This window comes from Flavobacterium sp. WC2409 (assembly GCF_041200085.1).
In the GTDB taxonomy this organism is placed as follows: Bacteria; Bacteroidota; Bacteroidia; order Flavobacteriales; family Flavobacteriaceae; genus Flavobacterium.
In genome coordinates, this window is the sequence record NZ_CP165625.1 from 2001925 (window position 1) to 2026047 (window position 24123).

19 protein-coding genes are annotated in these 24123 nt (G+C 32.9%); 12 read left to right on the forward strand and 7 right to left on the reverse strand.

What is annotated here, in order from left to right:
- The first annotated feature begins 67 nt into the window (after positions 1–67).
- The 3 genes from AB3G34_RS08595 to AB3G34_RS08605 all read left to right on the forward strand — a co-directional run bounded on the left by AB3G34_RS08595 (position 68) and on the right by AB3G34_RS08605 (position 4187).
- Complete coding sequence (locus AB3G34_RS08595) at positions 68–781, forward strand: YebC/PmpR family DNA-binding transcriptional regulator (protein WP_367774160.1); 714 nt, start codon at positions 68–70, stop codon at positions 779–781.
- 84 nt (positions 782–865) lie between these two features.
- Complete coding sequence (locus tag AB3G34_RS08600; RefSeq protein ID WP_369752152.1) at positions 866–1723, forward strand: EamA/RhaT family transporter; 858 nt, start codon at positions 866–868, stop codon at positions 1721–1723.
- A gap of 391 nt (positions 1724–2114) precedes the next feature.
- A complete protein-coding gene (locus AB3G34_RS08605) occupies positions 2115–4187 on the forward strand; it encodes a hypothetical protein (protein ID WP_367770807.1) in 2073 nt (690 codons plus the stop codon).
- 85 nt (positions 4188–4272) lie between these two features.
- Here the strand turns inward: AB3G34_RS08605 and AB3G34_RS08610 are convergent, their stop codons facing one another.
- On the reverse strand, positions 4273–5313 hold the full coding sequence (locus AB3G34_RS08610) for a PLP-dependent cysteine synthase family protein (RefSeq protein WP_367753975.1): 1041 nt from the start codon (positions 5311–5313) through the stop codon (positions 4273–4275).
- A 70-nt stretch (positions 5314–5383) separates the two neighbouring features.
- Positions 5384–7444, reverse strand: coding sequence for a S9 family peptidase (locus AB3G34_RS08615; protein ID WP_369752153.1), 2061 nt, complete (start codon positions 7442–7444; stop codon positions 5384–5386).
- A gap of 134 nt (positions 7445–7578) precedes the next feature.
- Between AB3G34_RS08615 and AB3G34_RS08620 the strand changes: the two genes are divergently transcribed.
- Positions 7579–7899 carry a YbaB/EbfC family nucleoid-associated protein gene (locus tag AB3G34_RS08620; protein ID WP_367753977.1) on the forward strand — a complete coding sequence of 107 codons (321 nt, stop codon included), beginning with the start codon at positions 7579–7581 and terminating at the stop codon, positions 7897–7899.
- A 64-nt stretch (positions 7900–7963) separates the two neighbouring features.
- Here AB3G34_RS08620 and AB3G34_RS08625 read toward each other — a convergent pair whose 3' ends face one another.
- Positions 7964–8983, reverse strand: a complete 1020-nt coding sequence (locus AB3G34_RS08625; RefSeq protein ID WP_369752154.1) for a low specificity L-threonine aldolase — start codon at positions 8981–8983, stop codon at positions 7964–7966.
- An 89-nt stretch (positions 8984–9072) separates the two neighbouring features.
- Between AB3G34_RS08625 and prfB the strand changes: the two genes are divergently transcribed.
- A protein-coding gene (gene prfB / locus AB3G34_RS08630) for a peptide chain release factor 2 (RefSeq protein ID WP_367770814.1) occupies positions 9073–10171 on the forward strand; the annotation gives its coding sequence in 2 pieces (ribosomal slippage) (positions 9073–9135 and positions 9137–10171; 1098 coding nt in all).
- A 126-nt stretch (positions 10172–10297) separates the two neighbouring features.
- On the opposite strand, the gene AB3G34_RS08635 is transcribed toward prfB, so the two are convergent.
- Positions 10298–11014: a L,D-transpeptidase gene (locus tag AB3G34_RS08635; RefSeq protein WP_369752155.1), complete on the reverse strand. Its 717-nt coding sequence runs from the start codon at positions 11012–11014 to the stop codon at positions 10298–10300.
- A gap of 499 nt (positions 11015–11513) precedes the next feature.
- Here AB3G34_RS08635 and AB3G34_RS08640 point away from each other — a divergent pair, with 499 nt between their 5' ends.
- Positions 11514–13478: an aconitate hydratase gene (locus AB3G34_RS08640; RefSeq protein WP_369752156.1), complete on the forward strand. Its 1965-nt coding sequence runs from the start codon at positions 11514–11516 to the stop codon at positions 13476–13478.
- A gap of 138 nt (positions 13479–13616) precedes the next feature.
- Positions 13617–14315, forward strand: coding sequence for a hypothetical protein (locus AB3G34_RS08645; protein WP_369752157.1), 699 nt, complete (start codon positions 13617–13619; stop codon positions 14313–14315).
- A 218-nt stretch (positions 14316–14533) separates the two neighbouring features.
- Here AB3G34_RS08645 and AB3G34_RS08650 read toward each other — a convergent pair whose 3' ends face one another.
- Both AB3G34_RS08650 and AB3G34_RS08655 read right to left on the reverse strand, forming a co-directional pair.
- The gene (locus tag AB3G34_RS08650) at positions 14534–15901 is read right to left on the reverse strand and encodes a T9SS type A sorting domain-containing protein (protein WP_369752159.1); all 1368 of its coding nucleotides are present in this window, start codon (positions 15899–15901) and stop codon (positions 14534–14536) included.
- Positions 15902–16090: 189 nt separating this feature from the next.
- Entirely contained in the window at positions 16091–17002 is a 912-nt protein-coding gene (locus tag AB3G34_RS08655; RefSeq protein WP_367770825.1) for a phospholipase A, read from the reverse strand.
- Positions 17003–17185: 183 nt separating this feature from the next.
- Between AB3G34_RS08655 and lpxD the strand changes: the two genes are divergently transcribed.
- The 5 genes from lpxD (at position 17186) to AB3G34_RS08680 (ending at position 22999) form a co-directional block, all read left to right on the forward strand.
- The gene (lpxD, locus tag AB3G34_RS08660; protein WP_367770828.1) at positions 17186–18184 is read left to right on the forward strand and encodes a UDP-3-O-(3-hydroxymyristoyl)glucosamine N-acyltransferase; all 999 of its coding nucleotides are present in this window, start codon (positions 17186–17188) and stop codon (positions 18182–18184) included.
- Between the two features lie 167 nt (positions 18185–18351).
- The gene (locus AB3G34_RS08665) at positions 18352–19980 is read left to right on the forward strand and encodes an acyl-CoA carboxylase subunit beta (RefSeq protein WP_369752160.1); all 1629 of its coding nucleotides are present in this window, start codon (positions 18352–18354) and stop codon (positions 19978–19980) included.
- A 77-nt stretch (positions 19981–20057) separates the two neighbouring features.
- Entirely contained in the window at positions 20058–21632 is a 1575-nt protein-coding gene (locus tag AB3G34_RS08670) for a S41 family peptidase (protein ID WP_369752161.1), read from the forward strand.
- A 156-nt stretch (positions 21633–21788) separates the two neighbouring features.
- Positions 21789–22421, forward strand: coding sequence for a hypothetical protein (locus AB3G34_RS08675; protein WP_369752162.1), 633 nt, complete (start codon positions 21789–21791; stop codon positions 22419–22421).
- Between the two features lie 155 nt (positions 22422–22576).
- On the forward strand, positions 22577–22999 hold the full coding sequence (locus AB3G34_RS08680; RefSeq protein WP_367753998.1) for a DoxX family protein: 423 nt from the start codon (positions 22577–22579) through the stop codon (positions 22997–22999).
- A 74-nt stretch (positions 23000–23073) separates the two neighbouring features.
- Here the strand turns inward: AB3G34_RS08680 and AB3G34_RS08685 are convergent, their stop codons facing one another.
- On the reverse strand, positions 23074–24120 hold the full coding sequence (locus AB3G34_RS08685) for an AMP-binding protein (RefSeq protein ID WP_367770839.1): 1047 nt from the start codon (positions 24118–24120) through the stop codon (positions 23074–23076).
- Between the last annotated feature and the right edge of the window lie 3 nt (positions 24121–24123).

Below are 24123 nucleotides of genomic sequence, written 5' to 3' on the forward strand. Positions count from 1 at the left end.
AAGATACTATGATTTTGGTAAAATAAGGAATAACTGTATTTTTGCAGTTCAAAATAATAAATTAGAAATGGGAAGAGCGTTTGAATTCAGAAAAGGTAGAAAAATGAAACGTTGGTCAGCAATGGCTAAAGCATTTACCAGAATTGGAAAAGATATTGTAATGGCCGTTAAGGAAGGTGGACCAAATCCTGAAGCTAACTCAAGATTAAGAGCCGTTATTCAAAATTCAAAGGCAGCTAATATGCCTAAAGAAAATGTAGAACGTGCTATCAAAAAAGCAACCGATAAAGATACTGCCAACTATAAAGAAGTTCTATTTGAAGGGTACGCACCACATGGAATTGCAATATTAGTAGAAACTGCTACAGATAATAATAATAGAACAGTTGCCAATGTTAGAAGTTATTTTAACAAATGCAACGGTACAATGGGAACACAAGGTTCAGTAGAATTTATGTTTGACCATACGTGCAACTTCCGAATTCCTGCTGAAGGATTGGATGCTGAAGAATTAGAATTAGAATTAATTGATTTTGGTGCCGAAGAAGTTTTTGAAGACGAAGATGGAATTTTAATCTACGCTCCTTTTACAAGCTTTGGAACTATTCAAAAAGAATTGGAAAATCGTAATTTAGAAATCCTTTCTTCTGGATTTGAAAGAATTCCGCAAATCACTAAAAAACTAACTGAAGCTGAAATGGCTGATGTAGAAAAATTGATTGAAAAAATGGAAGAAGATGATGATGTAATGAACGTGTATCATACAATGGAAGAAGCATAATACTTCTTTCTTATAATAGATAAAACTCTAGCTTCGGCTGGAGTTTTTTGTTTGAAATTATTGAAAATTTTAAAATCGATTCGAATGTTATTTCTTCTTTTAAGTATATTATGTAGCGTTACAGTAGGCGTTATCTTTAAAGTTGCTCGAAAATATACCATTAGTACGACACAAATCGTAGCTTGGAATTATGTTTTCGCACTAATACTTTGTTATTTCTTTTTTAGTCCAGATTTAAGCTTAATTGATGCGTCGATACCGTGGGAGATTTATATTCCGTTGGGGATTTTATTGCCCACTATATTCCTATTTTTAGCAGCTTCCATCAAGCATATGGGAATTGTAAAAACAGATGCTGCACAACGTCTTTCACTCTTCATTCCTATACTGGCAGCTTGGTTATTATTTAACGAAGAGTTTAACAGCCTTAAATTGGTTGCTTTCATGATTGCCCTACCCGCTTTGTTATTGATTCTTTCTAAAAAAACAGATAACGCTAACAATAAATGGATTTATCCAGCAGTCGTATTAGTTGGGTTTGGTGCTATTGACATCTTATTCAAACAAATCGCTTTGGCGACAAGCCTTCCTTTTACAACTTCATTATTTATTGTATTTGGTATTTCGCTCCTTTTAATTTTGGCAGTAGCACTTTACGAAATAGCTTTAAAAAAAGTGCCATTTAAAAGTAACAATATACTTTTTGGAACGCTTGTAGGACTGTTTAATTTTGGGAATATTTTATTTTATCTTAAAGCACATCAGGCTTTCGCCAAAAATCCATCGACTGTTTTTGCGGCTATGAATATGGGCGTAATTATCATAGGAAGCGTGGTAGGTATTTTAATATTTAAAGAAAAATTGAATACAAAAAATTATATCGGTTTATTTTTTGCCTTAGTTTCTATTGTACTTATTGCTTTTTCTCAGGTCCTGAATTAATAAAAATAATATTGAATAATTAGTGTTTATAATTGGTATATTACCTAACTATTTGTTTCATAAATACAACCGATCAAATACGCATAAATTAAAGTAAGGAACGTTAGTAAACGAGTAGTTTTTTATATTTTTTTTGATAAATGCAAGTTCATTATATTTGTCTGACTTTTGATCTATGCGAAGCCCATAAAACTAAAGGTTTTTTAAACCATTTAGAAATTAATCGTTTGAAAGTTAAGTCGTTAAAAATTAACACAAATAATACACAAGGAAAAGTCATTTATTTACAATGATTTTCCAAAGGATATAGCTGCTGATTAAAATAAATGAATCGTACAACTATTCCTAATAAAGAATATCGTTCTAAGGAACGTTTTAAATTATAACATCTATGACAAACAACATTCTAATTGAAAATCAATATAATAGAACAAGTTTATTTGAAAAGGAAAATGTAAACTATTTGGTTCGTATTTTAAAAAGATTTAATACCGTACCAAAGGTAAATAACATCAATATTATTACCTCTACTAGTGCCCCTACTATTTTTAAAATTGTACCCAATAAATCAATTATAATTGGTTCGTCCTACCTAGACAAGCCCGTTTTAGCTTTAGTTTATTTACGCTATGGTATTGAATGGCAGCTCTGGTACAAAGCGTTGAATAACGAAAAAAAAGATGCTGTTTTATGTGATATAGCAGCACTTGAAGTGATTCGAATATTTTATAATTTACTCCCAAAAGACGATAAGGAAAAATTAGAAGACCTTGATTATCTCTTAATTAACTTAATTAAAAATGATGCCGATTTATGTACGGTATCTACCATAAAAAACGAAGAGCTACAGTCTTTTCACGGCTTAAAAAATCCAAATACAGAAGTTAATTCATCTTGGAAACCTATTGTTGAAAATCTAGCAAGACCTACCGAATATTTATTGATGGCTGGAGGTGATCTTAGATTGAATATTGACGAAATTCATTTGTTAAACAAATATGGTTGTCGCCCATTCCCCAGACCGGATGCATTTACATTTGCCTCATCAACAGCTTCAAGCGTTTCCAATTTTGCTTTTGACAAAACAGATAAAGTGCGAAGTATTTTAATTAGAAATAGCTTGAAAAACGGTTTTAAAGAAACAACTATCGAGTTTTCGGAATTGTTAAAAAATAATCTTCGAAAAATATTTAAACTAAATGAAGAATGTGAAATAATTTTTTCCCCATCAGGTACAGATTCCTCTCTTCAAATAGCGGCTATAACACAAATTATTTCTGATAAAGAAATTACACATATTTTGGTAGCCTCTGATGAAACAGGTAGTGGTGTGGCTTCGGCCTTGAAAGGATGTCATTTTGAAAACACAACAGCGCTTAATTATCCAATTAAAAAAGGGGATAAAATTGAAGGATTTAGAGATGTCGATGTAATTAAAATCCCTTTTAGAGATGAAAATGGCGCGTTAAAATCGGCTAAGCAATTAGACGAAGAAGTATTTAATGCTGTTTCTAAAACTAAAGATTTAGGCAGACATGTTGTGTTGCATACTATGGATCAATCTAAATTAGGCTATCAAGCTCCTAGTGACCAATTAATTAAAAAGCTAAATACACTTGAAGATTTATCAATTCAGATTATTGTAGATGGTTCACAGTTAAGACTAGATCCAAAAGACATACAAAATTACCTAAACAAAGGATATATTGTAACTATTACAGGGAGTAAATTCTTTACCGGTCCTCCCTATTGTGGCGCATTAATTCTACCTAAAAATGTCAATAAATTAATTCATTCTGTAAAAACCTCATTACCCGCAGGTTTAACCCAATATTACAATCATTCTGATTGGCCTGCTTCATGGTTCTGCTCCAATGAATTGTCAGATGGTTATAATTACGGGTCTTATATGCGCTGGAATGCTGCCATAGTTGAAATGGATAGATATTACAAAACCCCCATTTTATACCGAAATATGGGTGTTGAAATGTTTTGTAATTTTGTTGAAGACTCCATAAAAGACGCAGGTTTTTTAGAACCTATTTATGCCGACGAAGCCAAAACAAATAGTTATAATAGTAAAGAATTTGGAATAAGAAATATCCGTACCATTTTTCCTTTCTTTATTTTTAAAGATAATGAAGCCTTATCTGTTGATAAAGTAAAAAAAATGTATACTTTATTAAACTCTGATTTATCGGATCAATTTGAAGATTCTTCTATAGAAATCATTCGGCTTGCTGCCCAAAAATGTCATATCGGCCAAGCGGTTAATGTAAAATATACAAATGATATTGCAAGTGCCGTTTTAAGAATTAGTTTGGGTTCAAGAGTAATTTCTGAAAGTTGGGTCAATAGAGATATTAGTCTCTTTTTTAGAAATATAGAATTACAAATGAACCAAATTACAATCATAATTAAAAAGATAGAATTAATTCTTAGCAATCCTGAATTGCTTGACTAAATAAAATAATTATTGCCAATTCTATTCCATAAAAAAGTCCCATTTGCAAAAGCAGATGGGACTTTTAAAATTTATAATAATAAACTTATTTTATCATTTCTATTTTTTGAACTTCTTCTTCATTGACACTGTCAAAGAATCCTTGTTCATTCATCCAGTCGTCGCTAAACACTTTACTCATGTAACGAGAACCGTGATCTGGGAAGATTGCTATTACATTACTGTTTGCATCAAATTCTCCTTCTTCAGCATATTGCTTGATGGCTTGCATCACAGCTCCTGAAGTATACCCTACAAACAATCCTTCTTTACGAGTGATTTCTCTTGCGGTATGAGCACTCTCTTCATCAGTTACTTTCATGAACTTATCGATCATGTCAAAATCGGTAGCCGATGGAATTAAGTTTTTACCTAGACCTTCTATTCTATATGGATAAATCTCGTCGTTATCAAATTCTCTTGTTTCATGGTATTTTTTCAATACAGAACCAAAAGCATCTACTCCAAGCACTTTAATATTAGGGTTTTGTTCTTTTAAATATTTTGCAGTTCCTGAAATAGTACCACCGGTACCACTACAAGCAACAAGATGGGTAATCTTTCCATTTGTTTGCTTCCATATTTCTGGTCCAGTTGATTTATAATGGGCATCAATATTCAATTGATTGAAGTATTGATTGATATATACAGATCCTTTCGTTTCTTCATGTAATCTTTTGGCAACATTATAATAAGAGCGTTCGTCATCTGCTGATACGTGAGCTGGACATACATAAACTTTTGCTCCTAAACTGCGAAGCATGTCGATTTTATCTTTTGATGATTTTGAACTTACGGCAAGAATGCAATTGTACCCTTTAATGATACTTACCATTGCTAAACTAAAACCAGTATTACCTGATGTTGTTTCGATAATAGTATCTCCTGGGGATAAAATTCCTTTTTTCTCAGCCTCTTCAATAATGTATAATGCGATTCTATCTTTTGAGGAATGTCCCGGATTAAAAGCTTCTACCTTAGCATAGAAATTTCCTTCTAACTTTTCGGTGACTTTATTTAGCTTAATAAGTGGTGTGTTACCTATTAATTCTAAAACATTATTATAAGCGTTTATTTCTTCTTTCATAAAAAAATAGTTAATCAAGGGCAATTTTATTCAACCTCGAAACGTTGCAAATTTAACAAAAAATTTCGAATTACTTTTTAATTTTCTCTAAATCTAATAAAAAACTAAATTCTTTAGCTAATTCTTTAAGTGCTTCAAACCTACCTGAAGCACCTCCGTGACCAGCATCCATATTAGTATCTAAGTATAAAACCGTATCATCTTTTTTTAATGTTCGCATCTTAGCCACCCATTTTGCAGGCTCCCAGTACTGCACTTGAGAGTCATGAAGACCTGTAGAAACATAAATATTAGGATATTTTTTCTCTTTTAAGTTATCATATGGCGAGTACGACTTCATATATTTATAATACTTTTTAACATTAGGATTTCCCCATTCGTCATATTCTCCTGTTGTCAATGGAATAGAATCATCTAGCATTGTGGTCACTACATCCACAAAAGGCACTTGAGCAATAACACCATTATACAGTTGTGGTGCCATATTAATAATCGCTCCCATTAACAATCCTCCTGCAGAACCTCCCTCAGCATATAAATGTTTTGCAGATGTGTATTGATGCTCGATTACATATTTTGAGCAATCTATAAAATCAGTAAATGTATTTTTCTTTTTGGCTAATTTTCCTCCTTCATACCAAGGTCTCCCTAAATCCTCTCCCCCTCTAATATGTGCAATCGCATAAACAAATCCTCTGTCCAGTAGCGAAAGTCTTGTTGAAGAGAAATAAGCGTCCATGGAGTGTCCATATGAACCATAAGCATATAATAACAAGGGGTTTGTACCATCTTTCTTCAGGTCTTTTTTGTACACCATCGAAATAGGCACTTTGGTACCATCTTTGGCCGTAGCCCAAACTCTTTCTTCGTGGTAATTGTTTTTATCAAATTGTCCCCCTAAAACCTCTTGCTCTTTTTTAACTTCTTTTTCTTTGGTTTTCATATTGAAATCAATCACTGATGACGGTGTTGCCATAGATTGATAGCCATAACGAAGAATATCAGTATCAAAATCAATATTAGCAGTAGTATAAGCCGTATAGGTTTCACTTTCGAATGGTAAAAAATACTCCGTGTCTCCATTCCATGGCATAATACGGATTCTGTTCAAACCATTACTACGCTCAGAAACTACAAGAAAATCTCTAAAAATATCAATATCTTCTAGCAAAACATCCTCGCGGTGCATGATTACTTCTTCCCAATTTTTTCTATTGGTTGCCTTTTCAGGCGTTTTCATTAGCTTAAAATTAGTTGCTTTATCTTTATTGGTAACAATATAAAAACTACCTCCGTAATACGAAATACTATATTCCAGTCCGCGGACTCTTTTTTGGAAAACCTTAAATTTTCCGTTAGGATTATCGGCTAATAAAGTTCTAAACTCCGTTGTTAAAGTACTTGAAGAGCTTATTAAAATATATTTTTTTGATTTTTCCTTTCCAACCGCGACATCAAAAGTATCGTCTTCTTCAAAATAAACTAACTCATCATCTGTAGTTTCATTACCTAACTTATGTTTTAAAACTTTATCAGAACGCAAGGTTTTAGCATCTTGATTGGTATAAAACATAGTTTGGTTATCATTGGCCCACGTTGAGTTTCCAGTAGTATTTTCGATTTTATCCTTTAAAATTTCTCCTGTAGTAAGGTTTTTAACATGCAATGTGTAAATTCTCCTTCCTACGGTATCTACTGCATAAGCTGCCAGATTATTATCAATACTAATGCTAAGCCCGCTTAATTGAAAGTATTTGTGGCCTTTCGCCAATTCATTACAGTCAAACATTATTTCTTCATTTGCCGAAAGGCTTCCCTTTTTTCTAGAATAAATAGGATAATCTTTTCCTTTTTCAAATCGGGTAATGTAGTAGTAGCCATTGTATAAATAAGGAACCGACTCATCATCCTCCTTAATTCTAGCTTTCATTTCTTCATATAAATCTTTTTGAAAATCCTTAGTATGAGCCGTCATTGCTTCATAATATTCATTTTCTTTATTAAGATAATCAATGACTTCTGGATTTTCCCTATCCTTTAACCAAAAATAATTATCGATTCTAATGTCGTCAAACTTTTCTAATTGAGTAGGAATCTTCTTTGCTATTGGTGCTTGTATCTTTTCTGTCATTTATTGAACTTTCAAATTTTTACAAAAATAACATAAAGCAGAATTAGAATACAAAAGCTTTTCATGTTATTTAACATTGGTTATTCCTTCAAATATAGTAATTTCGTGTTTCAATAACTTATAAAATAGGAAAAATGGATTTAATGGGAATGATGGGTAAATTGAAAGAAACCCAAAATAAAATTGAGGAAACAAAAAAACGTTTGGATTCAGTTCTAGTAGACGAACAAAGTACTGATGGTTTATTGAAAGTAACAATTACAGCCAACAGAAAAATAAAATCAATAACCATTGCTGATGACTTATTGCAAGACAAAGAGCAACTGGAAGATTATATGATTTTAGTACTTAATAAAGCGATCGAGAAAGCAACTAAAGTAAATGAAGCGGAACTAGATGCTGTTGCAAAAATGGATATGCCAATGATTCCAGGTATGGACAATTTGTTTAAATAGTAAAAAAATAAGTGGTGAATTAGGAGTCTCAATAGTTGAAATTTTCTAATTCACCACTTTTAATTTATAACTTAGATAAAGTTTCTAAAACATAGGTATGCATGACTTCTCTATAGTCAAGATGCGTAACCATTCTAAGCTTACCTTGTCCCATCGAACTAATTGATATGTTTTTTTGTTTTAACTTTTCAATCAATTGCTTATCCCCGTAATTGGGTGCCAAAGAAAAAATTAAAATATTCGTTTCGACAGGTTCTACAGAAGCGACCCAATCCAACTTATTCAATACCGCTGCTAATTCTTTAGCTCTTCTATGATCTTCGGCAAGGCGACTGATGTTATGTTCTAAAGCATATAGTCCGGCTGCCGCCAAATAACCCACTTGACGCATACCACCTCCTAATATTTTTCTAATTCTTAATGCACGATGAATCGTTGCTTTGTCTCCAAGTAAAACAGAACCTATTGGAGCTCCAAGCCCTTTTGACAAGCAAACTGAAATAGTGTCAAAAAGTTGCCCAAAAGACTTTGGGTCTTGCTTTTTAGCAATCAATGCATTCCAAATTCGGGCACCGTCAAGATGAAATTTCAAATTGTTAGCGACGCAAACTTCTTTTATTTTTTTTAAATCTTCAATTTCATAACAAGCTCCTCCCCCTTTATTTGTGGTATTCTCTACACAAACTAAACTCGTTAACGGACTGTGATAAGACTCGGGATCATTTATGGCTCCAGCTACTTGCTCGGCAGTGATCATTCCTCGATTACCGTCTAACAAACAAAAAGAAACTCCACTATTAAAAGAAGCTCCTCCTCCTTCATACAGGTAAACATGAGCGTATTTATCGGCAATTATTTGTTCTCCAGGTTGGGTATGTAGTTTTAAAGCTGTTTGATTTGCCATGGTTCCAGAAGGAAAAAAAAGCCCCGCTTCCATACCGAAAATTTGTGCAATAGAATCTTCTAATTCAATAACGGTAGGATCTTGCTTGTACACATCATCACCCACTTCGGCATTAAACATGTACTGCAACATTTCATAGTTAGGCTTAGTAATTGTATCGCTGACCAAATTTATTTCCATATCTTGATTTTATAAATATTTAAAAGACAAGTCACCACTTGTCACTGCATAAAATTTTCTTATTTTTGCCCCACAAAATTACATAATTTATGACAACTACCGAACAAATTAAAGGTATTGTAGAGCGCCTTGGTGCGTTGAGGAGGTATCTTTGACGTTGATGCCAAACTAATTGAAATTTCTAACGAAGAAGAAAAGACTTTTGCCCCTGATTTTTGGAACAACGCCAAGGAAGCAGAGGTTATTGTAAAAAACCTTCGTAACAAGAAAAAATGGATCGAAGATTACAATAAAGCAGTTGAAATGACTGACGAATTGCAACTAGCTTATGAGTTTTATAAAGAAGGTGAACTTACCGCAGAAGAGTTAGACGAACAATATAATCTTACTCAGAATCATATTGAAGCGATCGAATTCAAGAACATGCTTTCGGATGAAGGTGACACTTTAAGTGCTGTAGTACAAATAACTGCTGGTGCTGGTGGAACTGAAAGCTGTGATTGGGCTGAAATGCTCATGCGTATGTATATGATGTGGGGCGAAAAATATGGATACAAAATAAAAGAGTTAAACTTTCAAAAAGGAGATGCTGCAGGTATAAAAACAGTGACACTTGAATTTGAAGGCGATTATTCTTTTGGATACTTAAAAGGCGAGAATGGTGTGCATCGATTAGTGCGAATATCCCCTTTTGATAGCAACGCCAAACGCCATACGTCATTTGCTTCCGTTTATGTATATCCACTTGTTGATGATAGTATTGAAATCGACATTAATCCTGCTGATATTGAAATTACAACTTCGCGTTCCAGTGGAGCTGGAGGTCAAAATGTGAACAAAGTAGAGACCAAAGTACAGCTTTTTCATAAACCAACGGGTATCCAAATTCAGTGTTCAGAGACACGTTCTCAGCAAGACAACAGACAACGAGCGATGCAAATGTTACGCTCTCAGTTGTATGAGATTGAATTAAAAAAACAACTAGCACAGCGTGCCGATATTGAAGCGGGAAAAATGAAAATTGAATGGGGTTCCCAAATCAGGAATTACGTAATGCAACCCTATAAATTAGTAAAAGACGTTAGAACGGGTTATGAAACCAGTAATGTTGACGGCGTCATGAACGGTGAAATAGATGAGTTCCTAAAAGCCTATTTGATGATGATGGGGCAAAAGGAAGAAGAATAGAAATTCAGTTTTACATCCCTTTGATTAAATCCACTAAAAAAATCCTCTCTACTTTTAATTATTGAAAGTTTGAGAGGATTTTTTTATTTTATGACTTATTTTTAAACGCTAGGTGTATTACTCTCTTTACAATCCGTTTTTCAAAACATTTAAATTTCCCATAATAATTGTGGGGTTTTGTTTAGGATCTAACCAATTCACTAATGACTTCATCCTTACTTCATCAATCGCCACACAACCTGCGGTAAAAGATGGCTTTTTTATAGCCAAATGAAGAAAGATTGCACTCCCCTTCCCTTTTACAATTGGGTTTGTATTGTATTCAATAACTAAACAGTATTTATAAGCATCATTATTCAATACTAAATTCTCATACGATTTTGCATTAGTAGCTCCTTTGATGTACGTATTGTAATCCTTTGAATTGGGGTCATCAATCCATTTATCCTCAGCAGTAGTTTGTTGGTTTTCTAATAAAGTTTCAAACTGTTTTTCATAACTAAATAATTTTCCTAAACGAAAAATTCCTGTTGGCGACTTACCGTCTCCTTCCATTTTATGAAATGGCAATGCAAAGCCGTTTTTTCCTATCCCTACTTCTACCGGACCTAGTTTTACATTATAACCAGTTCCTTTTTTTTCTAAAGCTACAAAAGAAGCTGTATAATTTTCTGGCTGATAATTATACACTACTAGTAATTGTTGTACATTTTCTAAGTTATTTTTGTTCTGATTCGTAATTAACAAAGCATTTTCAATTGTAGCATTGTTTTTTTGAGCCTTGGAATGATTAGACGAAAACAATACTAAAGTTAAAAAGATAAAAAGGTTCAAAAACTTCATTTTATTAGGGATTATTTATCTAATTTTTAAGATTCTAAAAATACCTTTTTTAGATTAATCTCATTACCTTTAATAGGTATTTGTCCTTAAAAATTCAAAAAAAATATAAATAAGTAAAATCCATTCTAAAGGCAAATCAATAAAAAATGGAATGATCCCTAAAAAGACTCCTTTTTTGTTATTAAAACGTTAATATATGAATGATATAAAACTTTTACTGCAGAAAGTTTTATCTTATAGATTCAACAAATTATTTTACAAACTTTAGTACTATTTTTTTTTAATAAAAACATAGACTTCGCAAAAATCCCCTAAATACCTTGTTGACTATTATAGATGCTGAAACTATCAGTTTCTTATTATAAAACATTTTTACAGAAGCAAAAAAATAAACCATTTTTTAAATATAAATATAGTAATAGTAAGCGACAGCGGATTATCCGATCCGTTCTAGAATAAAAAAATAAATCAGATTTTACATTTAATAAAAAAACAAAATATGTCAAAATTAAACGTTAGTCAGAAATTAATTCAATCGCATCTCTTACACGGGGATATGATTGCGGGCAAGGAAATTGGAATCCAAATAGATCAGGCTTTATTGCAAGATGCTACTGGAACATTAGTCCAATTAGAGTTAGAAGCTATGGGGCTGAAAAAAGCAAAAACAGAAATTGCAGTTCAATATGTGGATCACAATTTACTGCAAACCGATTCAAAAAATGCCGATGACCATTTATTCTTACTTTCGGCAGCACAAAGATTTGGTCTTTGGTTTAGCCGACCTGGAAACGGCGTAAGTCACCCAGTACATATGGAGCGATTTGGCAAACCCGGAAAAACACTCGTTGGATCTGATAGTCATTCTTGTGCTGCAGGTTCATTAGGAATGCTTGCGATTGGAACTGGTGGTTTAGATGTTGCTGCAGCAATTGCAGGTCAACCCTATTTTGTTAAAATGCCAAAAGTAATGGGTGTAAAACTCACAGGTAAATTACCAGATTGGGTTAGTGCCAAAGATGTTATTTTAGAAATGCTAAGACGTTACGATGTAAATGGTGGTGTTGGAAAAATAATAGAATATTATGGTGAGGGATTAAAAAATCTAAGTGTGATGGATCGGCATGTTATTGCCAATATGGGTGCTGAATTAGGTGCTACAACTACTGTGTTTCCCAGTGACGCCGAAACCAAACGTTTTTTAATTTCCCAAGACCGGGAATCTGATTGGACAGAATTAGTAGCCGATGCAGAAGCGACTTATGATGAATATGCCGAAATCATTTTGGACCAATTAGTCCCTTTAATTGCACTTCCTACTAGTCCTGGAAATGTAGTTCCCGTGAGCCAGGTTGCTGGGAAATCAATTTCTCAAGTCGTAATAGGTTCTTCTGCCAATCCTGGATTAAGAGATTTTTGGATTGCCGGAGCCATAGTAAAAGACAAAACAATCAACAGTGCGGTTTCTTTTGATATCAATCCTACCTCGAGACAAACAATTCAAAATATGCTGAAGAATTTTACTTTTGCAAATTTAATTACTGCAGGCGCTCGGTTTCATCAATCGGGTTGTATGGGTTGCATTGGAATGGGCCAAGCTCCCGCAACAGGAACAATCAGTTTAAGAACCATGCCACGAAATTTCCCAAGTAGATCAGGAACAGAAGACGATCAGGTGCATTTATGCAGTCCTGAAACGGCTGCGGCATCTGCTCTGACAGGAAAAATAACTGATCCTAGAGATTTGGAAAAAATCTATGGTATGAAATATCCTAAATTTGAAAATCCTGAAATAGAAATTATCAATACCGATATGCTTGTTGCTCCTTTAGAAGATGGTTCGGCAGTTGAATTACACAAAGGACCAAATATTAAATCTATCCCTGAAATCGAAGCTTTACAGCAAGATTATCGCATTCCTATCTTATTAAAAATGGGTGATAATGTTTCAACTGATGAAATTTTGAAAGCCGGAGCCGATGTTCTCCCCCTAAGAAGTAATATCCCTGAAATTAGTAAATATACATTTAGTGTAATCGATCCTAGTTTTTATGAGCGGGCCATGAAATCAAAAAAAGAATTTGGTGGACACATCGTGATTGCAAAAGAAAATTATGCTCAAGGTTCTAGTAGAGAACATGCTGCTCTTGCTCCTAAATATTTGGGACAAGTGGCTGTCATTGCTCATAGTTATGCCCGTATTGCTTGGCAAAATTTAGTTAATTTTGGAATTGTACCTTTAGAATTTATAAACGTTTCTGATTACGACAAAATCGAACAGGGAGATTTGATTCGTTTTAAAAACCTTCGAGATGACGTTATGAATAGAAAGAATATAAAAGTATTGGTTGAAAAGGAAGACGGAAGTATTATAGAATTTGAAACCAAACACAACTTAAGTGATCGCCAAATTAATGTTCTTTCAAAAGGAGGAATCATAAATGATTTTAGATCAAAACTATAAGTTGGATTTAAACAAGTTATATATGGAACTTAAAGAATAAAAATGAATCATACATTCAAACAAACTAAAATTCTGTAGCTTTTTTTTTACTTGTTGCAGCAATATTTGGTTATTTTTGCTTGGAAAATTCATCCTTTTATGAAAAAAAATATAATCCTTTTTGTTTTGTTTATGTCTCTCACTTCTTATGGGCAGAAAAAAGTTTATTATACCGAAGATTTTAAAGAACTAGCTTCAGCTAAAGATGCAACTTACTATAGCATTTATCAAGAGAGCAAAGACGGGACACAGAGAACAACTTACTATTTAGATGGTACAATTAGAAATAGTGATCAATTTTCTAATTTGCGAAAACACATTTTAAATGGCGAATCAGTAAATTGGTACAAAAATGGAAATAAGGAATCTATTTTATTGTATACAAAAGGGAAGCAAGAAGGAATTCAAACGCGATATTATGAGAATGGCCAAATTAAACGTACCGAAAATTACAAAAATGACGAATTTATTGACGGAAAATGCTTTGATCAAAATGGCTTAGAAATTGCTTTTTTTCCGTATTATGTAAAACCTGAATTCCCAGGTGGAATGCAAGAGTTCTACCGTTATATAGGAAAAAACTTTAAGTCAAAAAATAATGCAAAAGGACTAATAAAAGTTGATTTTGTTGTCGAAATAGATGGTAGTTTGAGAGATTTTAAAATAAAAGAAGGACTAAATTACGACATGAATGTTGAAGCTCTAAGAGTACTTTTTAATAGTCCGTTATGGATTCTTGGTAAAGTAGATGGCAAAGACTCACGAGTGAAATACAGTATTCCAATAACTATAAAATAAATCTTTCAACTAAACAACTTTATTTTTATAACCATTCAATCAAAGAAACCCCAACACCAATGGTCGTTTGTAAATTGTTATAGTCAATTAGCGTTTTACAATTGCCTTTTATAATCAACAAAAAACAGTTTAAAAGTTTTATTTCATTGTGATTGTGTTTTTTTTGACTGAACGAGCGTACCTCACACAGAGGTTTTTTTAAGCCTTAGTTTAAAATTTTAGTCTTTAATAAATTTTTTCTGAGAAATTTTTCCTCCAATAAAAATTTTTAATAAATACGTTCCTTGCTGCAAATGTTGCACATTTAATTCAGTATGATTCCCATTTTGATTATAAACTATTTTCCCTGAAAAATCAATTATAATAATTTTGTCAATAGATTGATTTATTGAATTTTCAATATAAAGAAAGTCCTTCACAGGGTTAGGATATATTCTGAAAGATTTATTTGCTAATTTTAATTCATTTATTCCTAAAGAACTACAACTAATTAAAATGGGGGTACTTTTATTTATAAGTGTACCGTCTAGTAATTGCTCATGGGAATTATAACCCCAACCCCAAAGAGTCCCATCATTTTTTACGGCAAATCCATTGGCATATCCACCATAAATATCAAGCCAATTGCTTGTTATTTCTATTTGGGTAGGAATATTTTTGCTTATGTTCGTTCCATCTCCCAACTGTCCACTACTATTATAACCCCAAGTCCAAATAGATCCATCTACCTTTTTGGCGATTGAATAGTCAGTTCCTGCAAAAACTGACGCCCATTTTGTTTCTATTCCTATTTTAGTTGGAACAATTTTATTTATGTTTGTGCCATCGCCTAACTCTCCAGAAAAATTAGCCCCCCAAGTCCATAAAGTTCCATCCAATTTTATTGCATTTGTATGATCACCTCCTGCAGAAATAGTTATCCAATCAGTTGCTATACCAATTTTTGTTGGAGTATTTTTACCTAACAGTGTTCCATCTCCTAATTGCCCATATGGGTTATAACCCCAAGTCCACAAAGTCCCATCCGATTTTAAAGCAACAGTATGAGACCATCCTGCTGAAATAGATTTCCAGTTAGAATCAGATCCAATTTTTGTAGGAATATTTTTGCTAGTAATAGTGCCGTCGCCTAGCTCACCTTCGTCATTAAAACCCCAAGCCCATAAAGTTCCATCCAATTTCAAGGCAATGGTTTGACTAGGACCAGAAGATATGGATTGCCAATTGGTATCCGTACCAACTTGAATAGGACTATTTTTATTTATATTTGTCCCATCTCCCAATTGCCCATAATTATTGCGACCCCAAGCCCACAAAGTTCCGTCTGATTTTAGTGCTACGGTATGCTGCGCTCCCACAGATATATTTTGCCAATCAGCACTTGTCCCAATTTGTACTTGAATATTTTTATCTATTACAGTGCCATCTCCCAGTTGTCCATAATTATTTCGGCCCCAAGCCCACAAAGTTTTATCGGATTTTATTGCAGATATATTTTGATAACCCGGAGAAATTGAATTCCAACACTGTGCATAAATTCCAGTATTTGATAAAATAATTAATAATAAGAGTAATTTTCTTTTCATTGTTATGATGTTTCTATTTCTTAATTTTAAAATACTGTGTCTTAAAATTCAAATATAGTCAATAGTAAGATAATTCCTCTTTTTATAAAAAAATTATTAATCAAATTAAAACATACTTATGTCCAATCCAATATTCAAAACCATTACAATGTTTCAGCACCGATATTTAAAAACAATGATTTTAAAAACCTATAACCATTCAATCAAAGAAACCCCAACACCAATGGTCGTTTGTAAATTGTTATAGTCAATTAGCGTTTCACCATAACCATGTGAAAGCAACAAATATCCTTTCAAGTTATTTTTAATAGGATATGACCATGAAAAAGAAGAATTCCCCCTGGCTTTTGATCCAAAATTCAAATTATGACTCCCTATAAAGGAAAATACATTTCCATTTTTAGCATAAATTATATTTAAATCTCCTCTACCTACATATTCAGAAATATCCGGATTATCATCTTTTGTAGCTTTCATTCGCAACCAAGGTCGTATATAAACCGTCCAATTATTGCGCTCAAAACCAGCATGAAAAATAATTCTGTTCCAGCTTCTAGAAAAAGGATCACTTTTCCCATTGGATTCGTGATTAAAAGCGACACCAACCATTCGGGTTTTAAAACCAAAAACTTTTAACTTTACAGGAATATTTAAAATCAGTTCTGGTTCGTAATTCACTTCTCTAAATGGTCTTGATAGGTTATTATTATAAATTTGCCAATGCGATATTTGAGTATATGCCACCCATAAATCACCCCTTCCCCAAAAAATACCTTGCAACACTTTGGTTTTAAAACTCAATTGAAATTTAGCTTCAATATTATTGTAATCAACTCCTGCTGGTGCTATATAATCTGGATCAACATTTCCTGAATGGGGCTGCTCATTTGGATTATTTGACCAACGAACTGGTAAAACATACATGGGTTTATAAGGTGTTACTAAAAAAGTACCTCGTACAGAATTTGTATCTAATTCCCAGCGCTCCGTTAAATTATGAAGCTGTGTTTTATTATTGAATAGCGCTTGAACTTGTGCATTTAAAGAAATAAAAGAACAAAAAGTTATAATAATCGTCAATTTTATTGATATTACTTTCATATTTTAAAAACATATATTAGCCTGTAAAACTAGCTATTAACTATTGCTCTTCGTTATATATTTATTCCATTTACTTACATAAATCACACATTTAAACTTGTTAAAGAATTTCGAAATATTAGGAATTAAAGTACCAATTTGTTTTATTTGACAACTTAAACAAACCAAACACATCTAGACTTAATGAAATCCTATTCACTCGAAGAAATTAATGAAATTTTAAATGGCTGTATCATTGGTAGTGTACTACAAAAAATTACAGCTCCTGAACAACTTGAAGTAGCAAATGAATCAGAAATTTCATTTATTGGAAACAAGAAATATGAGAAATTTTGGGCAAATTCCAAAGCTGGAGTTGCTGTTGTTAACGAGGATATTTCAATAGAACCTGGAGAAAATAGAGCTTTTATTAAAGTAAAAAATGCTGATTTGGCCATGTCCCAAATATTAGCTCTTTTTGCTCCTCCAACTCCAGTATTTCAATTAGACATTCACCCTACAGCTGTAGTGGATCAAACTGCAATTATATGTAATGGGGTAAGAATTGGTGCAGGCTGTTATATAGGTCCTAAAGTAGTTCTTGGAGATAATACTACTATATATCCTAACGTGACTATTCTAGATGAAAGTTCAATCGGAAAAAATACCGTAATCTGGTCTGGAACAGTGATTAGAGAACGTTGCCACGTAGGTAATGATTGTATAATACATCCAAATGCTACAATTGGTGCAGATGGATTTGGTTTTCGCCCAGATCCAGAAAGAGGTTTAGTTAAAATTCCACAAATAGGAAATGTAATTATAGGAAATAGTGTTGAAATTGGTGCAAATTCTTGCGTGGACAGAGGGAAATTTAGTTCTACAGTACTTGGTGATGGTTGTAAAATTGACAACCTAGTACAAATAGGTCATAACAGTAAGTTAGGACGTTTTTGTATTATGGCTGGTAACAGTGGATTAGCAGGTTCCGTAACCTTAGGAAATGGAGTCATTATTGGTGGAAGCGCATCAATAAAAGACCATACAACCATAGGTGATGGCGCAATTGTAGGTGCTGGATCTGGTGTTACTGGAGATATTCCTGCTGGAAAAACCATGTTAGGGTATCCCGCTGTTGAAGCACGTGACGCATTAAAACAATGGGCAATATTGAAACGATTAGTAAATGATTCAAAAAAATAATTATTCCACTTTTTATTAAATTCATAAAAAAACAGAAGCTTACTTCTGTTTTTTTGGTTTTAAGACCTGAAATTTTCACATAAACCATGATAATCCCATTCAAATAATAATTTTATTAGTTGGGATTTTGTACTTTAGCACAAACTATTTTTAACCTTATTTCACCTATGGATTTGAACTTCAACAAAAACGAAGACCACAATAAACTTTTATTAAGTCAATTAAAACAAAATTTCTCTAAAGTAAAATTAGGTGGTGGTGAAAAACGAATTCAGAAGTTACATGCCGAAGGTAAAATGACCGCTAGAGAGCGTATCGATTATTTACTTGATCCTAAAGCAAAATGTATCGAAATTGGTGCCTTTGTAGGTGAAGGAATGTATGCTGCTTATGGTGGATGCCCTTCTGGTGGTGTAGTCGTTAAGATTGGATACATCAAAGGAAAACAATGTATTGTAGTGGCTAATGATGCAACAGTAAAAGCCGGAGCATGGTTTCCTATTACTGCTAAGAAAAATCTACGTGCACAAGAAATAGCCATGGAAAACAGACTGCCAATTATTTATTTAGTAGATAGTGCAGGTGTATTTCTACCATTACAAGATGAAATTTTCCCTGATAAAGAACATTTTGGTCGCATATTTAGAAATAATGCCCAAATGAGTAGCATGGGAATTACCCAAATTTCAGCTATAATGGGAAGTTGTGTTGCGGGTGGCGCGTATCTCCCTATAATGAGTGATGAAGCTATAATAGTAGATAAAACTGGAAGTATATTTCTTGCAGGAAGTTATTTAGTAAAAGCAGCTATCGGTGAAAGCATCGATAATGAAACGCTGGGCGGAGCAACAACACATTGCGAAATCTCAGGTGTTACCGATTATAAAGCCAAAGACGACAAAGACGCCTTAGACAAAATAAAAAATATAGTTGACAAAATAGGTGATTTTGACAAAGCGGGATACAGTCGTATTAAAGCTGTAAAACCGGCATTAGATGAAAAAGAAATCTATGGTATTCTACCAAAAGCGCGAAATGAACAATATGATATGATGGAAATCATCAATCGTTTGGTTGACAATTCTGAATTCGAACCATACAAAGATGGTTATGGTCAAACCATTATTACTGGATATGCACGAATTGATGGCTGGGCAGTTGGAATAGTTGCTAATCAACGAAAAGTAGTAAAAACTAAAAAAGGAGAAATGCAATTTGGCGGTGTCATCTATTCTGATAGTGCTGACAAAGCCACTCGTTTTATAGCCAACTGCAATCAGAAAAAAATACCCTTAGTTTTTGTACAAGATGTTACCGGTTTTATGGTAGGGTCCAAATCAGAGCAAGGCGGTATTATTAAAGATGGTGCAAAAATGGTTAATGCCGTTAGTAACTCTGTTGTTCCTAAATTTACTGTAATCGTTGGAAACTCTTACGGTGCAGGAAATTATGCTATGTGTGGAAAAGCATACGATCCAAGACTGATTTTTGCATGGCCAAGCGCTGAATTAGCAGTTATGGGCGGAACTCAAGCTGCAAAAGTATTGGCACAAATAGAAGCTTCTTCGCTTAAAGCAAAAGGAGAAACCGTAGATGAAGAAAAGGAAGCCGAATTGTTCAATAAAATCAAAGCGCGCTATGACGAGCAAACTTCCCCTTATTATGCTGCCTCTAGACTATGGACTGACGCTATTATTGATCCACTAGACACTAGAACTTGGATTTCTATGGGTATAGAAGCGGCAAACCACTCTCCTATTGAAAAACAATTTAATCTAGGTGTCATTCAAGTATAATATAGTACTGGCTCTCCGTTTTTATTTAAAAAAAATAATTCCCTTTCTAGCTAAAAACGGAGACCTAAACAAACACTATGAAAAAATTATTTACTTTAGTCTTTGTCTCCATATTGTTTATTCAATGTGCTTCTATCAAAAAGCACAATAGTCATTTGAATGATTTAATCTCGGCAAAAGATTTAAAATCAGATGTAGATTTTACATATAAAAAACTGCAGCAACTACATCCTGATTTATATGAGTACATCACTAAAAAAGAATTGGACTCGAAATTCGACAGTCTTAAAACAACGATTCGAAAACCCATGACAAGTTTAGCATTCTACAAAAAATTAAGTCCTGTAGTTGCTGCTATTAGACAAGGTCATACTTTTGTTTATGCTCCAACAAAACTAATGAGCAAAAAAGTGACTAAGGCTATTACAAAAAAAGGAACTGGACCGTTTTCACAATTTAATTTTGATTTTATAAATGATAAATTATATGTCGTTAAAAATAAATCAAACAATAAAACCATAAAGCCTGGGACTGAGGTTGTGTCGGTAAATGAAGTAAAACCCATAAATTTAATTGAGGAGTATAACACTTTTTATAGCTCGGATGGTTATAATACCACATTAAAAAAACGCTATTCAGGCAAACGTTTTTCTTCTTATTTTACTATAGAAAATGGATTAAAAGATAGTTTAAATTATGTTTTCAAAATTAATGATAGCCTAAAAAAAATAACCATACTAAGACACCAAGAAGATACAACTAGTAATTCCCTAAAAAAAAATAAACTAAAAAAAACAGCATTTAATCATGCTAAAAGAAAAGTCATCCGAAAGAAAAAAAGAGTTAATGGCTACAACAAAACCGAAAATATATTTAATAGAAATTTACGTTTTATTGAAAAAGACAGCAGTATTGCCATACTGAAAATAAATAGTTTTAAACTGGGGGATTTTAGAACTTTTTACAAAGAAAGCTTCAATAAAATAGACCGGTATAAATCAAAAACATTGATTCTTGATCTAAGAGATAATGGCGGAGGGAGATTAAACGAAATAGTTAATTTATATACCTATTTAGCCGATTCCTCATTTGTATTTATAGATGAATCAGAAGTAGTTTCAAAATCGAGCTTATTAAAAGGTGCTTATTTCAGCGAAGGTACATTTGTTGAAAAAATTATCAAAACCATTTATTCACCTCTACTTTATGGCTATTTATTTCTTACGGTGCACAAAGGACAAAACGGAAAAAATTATTATGCAACGCAAACAAGGCTTCATAAAATCAATAAAGCTGCATTTAAAGGAAAAATATATGTACTGATTAACGGAGGTAGTTTTTCGGCCTCCAGCATTATTTCATCCAATTTAAAGGGATCAAAAAGAGCCACTTTTGTAGGACAAGAAACGGGTGGTGGATATAACGGAACTGTAGCTGGATTTATGCCTAAAATAAAACTCCCTAAATCCGATATAAAAATCCGAATTGGTTTAATGTTGTTTGCGCCCCATTATAAAACAGATCAACACGGGCACGGTATTTTTCCCGATCAAGAAATAATACCAACCCTGCAAAACAAAATAGAGGAAATTGATGTTGAACTCAACTGGGTTTTAGAGGATATTAAAAAACAGAAAACAAAACATAATTAACACTGATTTACAGCTAGTTGCATTATTATTTCATAACTTTATATACCCAAATAGCAATCTAAAACATAATAATATGTTTTTCTTTTACACTCTTTTTCATTTTTAAAATGAAAAGAAATTACTTAAAAATTATAATGATTTAAAATTATAAGTAAGATGAAAAAGATTCCGATTCTATTTTTAAATGTATTGCTTATGACCGTACAGTCTGTTGTTGCGCAGGCCATAACTCCAGATAGCACCTCACCCAAAAAGGACAAAAAAATACATTGGGAATCAGGCATAAACCTTTCAGTACCTGTACACGTACAAATGTATCGTTCCCATAGGTTTGAAATTGGTTTGAATTTAAGGGCTTGGAGAAAAATTTCACCCAAATGGGACCTGGGAATTAAATTCGATTATGACTATTGGCTTGTCAAAAAAAATCCCCCAGTACTAAAACCCGAAAGTTCTTTAAGCGATAGAGCATTATACAGTAACTTTAGCATCTTTTCATTGAAAGCAAATACACAATATAGTCTCACCAACAAGTGGTATTGGGGAGCAGAATCTGGTATAGGCTATGCGCTTTCGGATGCAGACGGGAGGTTTGGACTTGGTTTTGTATCTGAATTTGGTGGTCCACAACGCTTTGGAATTTCCTCGAGCTTCTATATTGGGAGGTATTTCTTCCTTGGTAACCAAAAAAATAAATTAGGATTATCTATTGATTTCACACAATATTTAGCTCATGGGCATGCAGAGAACAGCCTTGGCTTGAAAGTAAAATACCGCTTCATTCATTAAGTAACTAGAATTTTTATAGTATTATAGAACAAATAGAAACGATGCACTAAAAACCCCAATTTTCTATTTCAAACTGAAGGAAATTTATAGGTCTAAAAACACATTTTTACACTTAAAATCAGTAACTTAGTGTAGTATTTTTAAACTATCGCAATATGAATAATGTAAAACAACTAAATAAATGGGCCAATGCGCACACTTATTTAACTTTAGATTTAGTACGAATTGCACTTGGAGTATTTTTGTTTACAAAAGGTATTTCCTTTATTACAAATATCCAGTATCTAGTAGATTTAATTTCTCCAATTGATCGAATTGGTGGTGGAATGTTTCTAATTCATTATATTGCTCCTGCCCATATGATAGGAGGTATTATGATTGTATTTGGTTTGTTAACGAGGTGGGCTATAATTGCACAATTACCTATCCTGATAGGTGCCATTGTTGTCAATTTTATGGGAGAAATGCATTCTCAAAATTTATTATTGGCGCTACTTATATTAGTAGTATGCTTATTTTTCTTGTTTTATGGAAGTGGCAAGCACTCCGCTGACTATTATTTTAAAATGCAAAAGTGAATCTATAAAAAAAAGCATTATGAATTATCATAATGCTTTTCTTTTATAATAGAATAAAGGCTTTAAAAACATGCCTAAATACTTTCTAACATTTCTTTCCTTTTTATTTTTCCGTTTTCGGTTTCCATAAATTTAGAAACATAAAAAACATTTTTGGGTTTTTCATATTTATCCAATCCGTCAAAACTCAATTCGACTGCACCGTCTTTTTCTCCTTCTATGACCAAAACTAATTTTTCACCTAGAATGGTGTCAGGAATTCCACCTAAAAAAAAGCGAGAATGAATTTCGTTAGCTAATTTTTCCTCAATTTGTTCTGGAATTAATTTTATTCCTCCACTATTGACTACATTATCAATACGTCCTAAAAACACAAATTGCTTTTCATTTAAAATTTCGACTAAGTCATTGGTAACAATAAGTTCTTCCGATATTTTTGGTGCATCAATTACTAAACAATTTTTCTCGTTTTGAGAAATTGAAATATTCGGCAAAATAGAAAAAGCGTTCTCCCCCACTTTTTTGGCAGCAATATGAGTAATAGTTTCAGTCATTCCGTAGGTTTCATAAACTTGAGTCTTCCCTTTTAATAGACTTTTTTCAAGAGACTTGCTCATTTTAGCGCCACCCACTATCATTTTCTTCACATTTTTTAAGCCAGCCAAAGAATTTTGAGCTTGTAAAGGTACCATTGCCACAAAATCATATTTGGTTTCATTCTTAGTCAACGGATGTGAGTTTGGTTCCACAAAATCAATATCAAGTCCTAAAATAAAACTTCGAACTAGCATCATTTTACCCGCAATATACTTAGTTGGCAAACAGTATAATGCTTTATCTCCAGGACTTAATTCAAAGAAATCACCTGTTGCTAAAGCCGAATTAACCATTGTTTGCTTATTTGTTCTAATAATCTTAGGTGCACCTGTAGTTCCCGAAGTTTGTAAATCAATGTACGATTTCTCATCAAACCAATCGAGCAAAAAGTCTCCAATCGATTTTTCAAATTCATCTCCTTCTTTTATCAAACAGTAAGATACACGGCATAAATCTTCTTTATTCAAATGATAACCATTCAATTTAAACTGATTGTGCACGTTTTTATAAGTTATTTTTTTCATTAC

Coding starts and splice junctions, on each gene's coding strand:
- AB3G34_RS08600 (WP_369752152.1), top strand. CDS start 866: ATGTTATTTCTTCTTTTAAGTATATTATGTAGCGTTACAGTAGGCGTT.
- AB3G34_RS08675 (WP_369752162.1), top strand. CDS start 21,789: ATGAAAAAGATTCCGATTCTATTTTTAAATGTATTGCTTATGACCGTA.
- AB3G34_RS08665 (WP_369752160.1), top strand. CDS start 18,352: ATGGATTTGAACTTCAACAAAAACGAAGACCACAATAAACTTTTATTA.
- AB3G34_RS08650 (WP_369752159.1), bottom strand. CDS start 15,901: ATGAAAAGAAAATTACTCTTATTATTAATTATTTTATCAAATACTGGA.
- AB3G34_RS08615 (WP_369752153.1), bottom strand. CDS start 7,444: ATGACAGAAAAGATACAAGCACCAATAGCAAAGAAGATTCCTACTCAA.
- AB3G34_RS08610 (WP_367753975.1), bottom strand. CDS start 5,313: ATGAAAGAAGAAATAAACGCTTATAATAATGTTTTAGAATTAATAGGT.
- AB3G34_RS08625 (WP_369752154.1), bottom strand. CDS start 8,983: ATGGAAATAAATTTGGTCAGCGATACAATTACTAAGCCTAACTATGAA.
- AB3G34_RS08595 (WP_367774160.1), top strand. CDS start 68: ATGGGAAGAGCGTTTGAATTCAGAAAAGGTAGAAAAATGAAACGTTGG.
- lpxD (WP_367770828.1), top strand. CDS start 17,186: ATGAAATCCTATTCACTCGAAGAAATTAATGAAATTTTAAATGGCTGT.
- AB3G34_RS08640 (WP_369752156.1), top strand. CDS start 11,514: ATGTCAAAATTAAACGTTAGTCAGAAATTAATTCAATCGCATCTCTTA.
- AB3G34_RS08655 (WP_367770825.1), bottom strand. CDS start 17,002: ATGAAAGTAATATCAATAAAATTGACGATTATTATAACTTTTTGTTCT.
- AB3G34_RS08670 (WP_369752161.1), top strand. CDS start 20,058: ATGAAAAAATTATTTACTTTAGTCTTTGTCTCCATATTGTTTATTCAA.
- AB3G34_RS08685 (WP_367770839.1), bottom strand. CDS start 24,120: ATGAAAAAAATAACTTATAAAAACGTGCACAATCAGTTTAAATTGAAT.
- AB3G34_RS08680 (WP_367753998.1), top strand. CDS start 22,577: ATGAATAATGTAAAACAACTAAATAAATGGGCCAATGCGCACACTTAT.
- AB3G34_RS08635 (WP_369752155.1), bottom strand. CDS start 11,014: ATGAAGTTTTTGAACCTTTTTATCTTTTTAACTTTAGTATTGTTTTCG.
- AB3G34_RS08620 (WP_367753977.1), top strand. CDS start 7,579: ATGGATTTAATGGGAATGATGGGTAAATTGAAAGAAACCCAAAATAAA.
- AB3G34_RS08645 (WP_369752157.1), top strand. CDS start 13,617: ATGAAAAAAAATATAATCCTTTTTGTTTTGTTTATGTCTCTCACTTCT.
- AB3G34_RS08605 (WP_367770807.1), top strand. CDS start 2,115: ATGACAAACAACATTCTAATTGAAAATCAATATAATAGAACAAGTTTA.